We start from the raw sequence: 3,580 nt of genomic DNA on the forward strand, positions 1-3,580 counted from the left end.
TGGGGCGACGAAGGCGACGGCAGCCGCAGCCGGGCCGAGATGGATGCGCTGACACTGCTGGGCCTGGACCGCGATGCCGACATGGATGCCGTGAAATCGGCCTGGCGAACCGCCGCCAAGGCCAGCCATCCCGATGTGGCCGGGCCGGGCGCGGAGGCTGCCGAACGATTTCGCGCGGTGCAGGCTGCGTGGACGGTGCTGCAAGCCGCCGACGCCGCCCGGCAGGCTGCGGCAGAGCGCTAGCTGCGGCAGAGCGCTGGCATATCGGCCGGTCCTCGGGCACAAGGACAAAGCCAAGCTATACAGCGGCCAAGTTGCGCTGGCATTGCGCGCACGGCGCATCATATTATCCGGGGGGGCATGATGACCAAATTCCGCACCTTAATCGCAACTGGGATCGCAACCGGCCTGATCGCCGGCCTTGGCGCCGCGCAGGTTCACGCCGCCGGCCTGTACGGGCAATGGCGCGTCAGTTTCGATGCCCACCCCGGCGGGCCACTGCCGTTCACGCTGGATGTGCGCGAAAGCAAGGCCGGGCCGCAGGCCTTCATCGTCAACCCGCCCGAGCGGCTGAAGGTGGAGCAGGTGCAGGTCACCAGCGATACCATTACTTTAGTGTTCCCGAGCTACAACAGCCGGCTGGAGCTGAAGGCCGCCAGCAATGGCCAGCTGGCAGGCACGGCCACCGTGCTGCGCGCCACTGGCACCGTCACGCTGCCTGCGCGCGCCGAACGCGGCGCCTGGCGTTTCACGCCGTCCACCGTGAAGCCGGCAGCCAATGTCGCCGGGCGCTGGAACCTGGTGTACGGCGACAACAAGGTGAAAGGCCTGATCCTGCTCAAGCAGACCGGCGGGCAAGTGTCCGGCACGGTGCAGCTGCCGACCGGGGACATGCGCTATCTGTCGGGCGAGCTGAACGGCAACCAGCTGAAACTGTCCACATTCGATGGCAGCTTCACCAATCTCTGGACGGGTGTGCTGGCCGGTGACACGCTGAAGGGCGCGCAATTTGCCGCCACCAGCCGCCCGGCCGGCAACAGCTGGGAGGCCCGCCGCGAGAAAAATGCCGATATGGCCGCCGTGGCGGTGGAAAAGCCCGGCGGCGAACGCCTGTCGTTCCGCCTGCCAACCCCGGAAGGCCAGATAATCAGCCTAAATGATGCGCGCTACAAGGGCAAGGTGGTGGTCATTTCCATCGGCGGCGCCTGGTGCCCCAATTGCCACGACGAGGCGCAATATCTTGGCCCCTATGCCGCGCGCCGGCAGAAGGACGGCCTCGAAATGATCGGCATGCAATTTGAATATGGCGCCGACGAAGCCCGCGCCATGCGCCAGATCAGCAGTTTCAAGAGCCGGTACAAGCTTCCCTACCCGATGGTCTATGCCGGCCAGCCCAACGCCGATGATACCAAGAAGGTGCTCGGCGATCTGGCACCCGTAAAAGTGTGGCCCACCACCATCTTCATCGGCCGTGACGGCCGCGTGAAGGAAGTGCATCTGGGCTGGGCCGGGCCAGCGGCCGGCGCCCTCAGCGTGAAGGCCAAGCAGGAATTTGACGAGACCGTGTCGCGCCTGCTGCGTTCAAAAGCCTGAGCAGCCGGGCCAGCGCGCCAAAGCATCCACAACCTGACGCAGGGCGCAGCCGCGCGGCCTCTACCATGGCCGCGCCGTGCCTGCTATCGCTAGGCCATGGCCGTTACACCTCTGCATCCGGTGCGCATTGCGCCGTCCATATTGTCAGCCGATTTCGCCCGGCTGGGCGAAGAGGTGCGCAGCATCAGTGCCGCCGGTGCCGACTGGATTCATGTTGATGTGATGGACGGGCATTTCGTGCCCAATCTGACCATCGGCCCGATGGTGGTCAAGGCGCTGCGGCCGCACAGCAGCCTGCCCTTTGATGTGCATCTGATGGTGTCGCCCGCCGATCCCTGGCTGGAGGCGTTTGCCGAGGCCGGCGCGGACATATTGACCGTGCACCCCGAAGCCGGCCCGCACCTGCACCGCACCATCCAGCGCATCAAGAGCCTGGGCAAGCAAGCCGGCGTGTCGCTCAACCCGGCCAGCCCGGTCAGCCTGATCGAAGATGTGCTGGGCGATATCGATCTGATCCTGGTTATGAGCGTCAACCCGGGCTTTGGCGGCCAGAGCTTCATCACCAGCCAGTTGCGCAAGATCGAACGCCTGCGCCGCATGATCGACGACAGCGGCCGCGCCATCCATCTGGAGGTTGATGGCGGCGTGGACGTGGGCAATGCCGCCACGGTGATTGCTGCTGGCGCCGATGTGCTGGTGGCCGGCACCGCCAGTTTCCGCGGCGGCGCGGGCCAATATGCGGCCAATATCGCTGCGTTGAAGGGCGGCGCTGGCTGATGGCCCGCGCGCCGGCGTCATCCCCGAACGACCGGCAAGCGGGTGCACCGCCGCCCGAGAATGAAGACGGCACGCTGCGCCGGTCAGGCGGGGAGCGCGGGCTTTCGCTGGGTGAAAAGCTGGTCGCCGGGCTGGCCAGCCGGCTTTATGCCACGCCACTGCACAATCTGCGCCTGCGCGGCCGCTTTCCTCTCAAGCTGTTGGGGGTGCCGGTTGATCCGGTGCCCGGCAATCTGCAAAATGGCGAACGCATCCTCGCCGGGCGGCTGATCCATGCCGGCCACACCGCGATGCTGCGCGACATTGATTTTCGCAGCCCCAGCCCTGGCAACAACGCCCCACCCGCGGCCTGGCAGGATTGGGTGCACGGCTGGCAATGGCTGCGCGATCTGAGCTGCCAGCCAGACCGCAAGCTTGCCGGGGCCGCCGCCGAAGCGCTGGTGAAGCGGTGGCTCGATCAATATGGCCAATATGATGCGGTGGGTTGGCGCGCCGATGTGATGGGCATGCGGCTGCTGATGGCGCTGGGTCATGCGCCGCTGATCTTGTCATCCTCCGATCAGATTTACCGGTCTTCGCTGCTGTCGGCGATCGCCACCTGGGCACGGCATCTTGATCGCGCGGCGCGCGGCCTGCCCGAAGGTCTTGGCCGGGCGCAGGCGCTGTGTGCGCTCTATGCGGCTGGCACCATGATCCCCGGCGGCAGCGGCCGCGCCGAAACAGCGCTGGCGGGCCTGCAACATATGCTGCCGGCGCTGGTGCTGCCCGATGGCGGCATTGCCAGCCGCACGCCGGTGGACGGCATGGCGCTGGCCGATCTGCTGCTGTTCACCGCTGGCGCACCCGAAGCCGTGGGCGTGCGCGCGCCGCCGATCTTTGCCGATACGCTGGCCCGGCTGGTGCCCGCGCTGCGCGGGCTGATGCTGGGCGACGGCCAGATCGGGGCGTGGCATGGCGGCGCCGTGATCGGCAGCGACACGCTTGACCGTGTGGCGCGGCGAGCCGCCACTGGTGCTGAAATGCGGCGCGGCGGGCGCTGGAGCGGTTATTATCGCCTGTCGGCCGGGCGCACGGTGGTGGTGGTTGATGCAGGGCCGCCGCCGGCGGCGCGTCTGTCAAATCATGGCCATGCCGGCACGCTGGCCTTTGAAATGAGCGACGGCACCGAGCGGCTGATCACCAATTGCGGCGGCGCGCGCGGGCTGGCCGG

Annotated in this window: 4 protein-coding genes; all 4 read left to right on the forward strand. The window is 67.3% G+C overall.

Features of this window, described 5'->3' with window-relative positions; all coding sequences use genetic code 11:
- On the forward strand, window positions 1–243 hold a 243-nt coding region (locus ABWP50_RS07805), incomplete at its 5' end, for a J domain-containing protein (RefSeq protein ID WP_353217434.1).
- Window positions 244–360: 117 nt separating this feature from the next.
- Window positions 361–1,593: a peroxiredoxin family protein gene (locus ABWP50_RS07810; protein ID WP_353217435.1), complete on the forward strand. Its 1,233-nt coding sequence runs from the start codon at window positions 361–363 to the stop codon at window positions 1,591–1,593.
- Window positions 1,594–1,689: 96 nt separating this feature from the next.
- Window positions 1,690–2,370: a ribulose-phosphate 3-epimerase gene (rpe, locus tag ABWP50_RS07815; protein ID WP_353217436.1), complete on the forward strand. Its 681-nt coding sequence runs from the start codon at window positions 1,690–1,692 to the stop codon at window positions 2,368–2,370.
- On the forward strand, window positions 2,370–3,580 hold a 1,211-nt coding region (locus ABWP50_RS07820), incomplete at its 3' end, for a heparinase II/III domain-containing protein (protein WP_353217437.1). The genes rpe and ABWP50_RS07820, both read left to right, overlap by 1 nt.

This window comes from Sandarakinorhabdus sp., from assembly GCF_040398645.1.
Taxonomy (GTDB): domain Bacteria; phylum Pseudomonadota; class Alphaproteobacteria; order Sphingomonadales; family Sphingomonadaceae; genus Sandarakinorhabdus.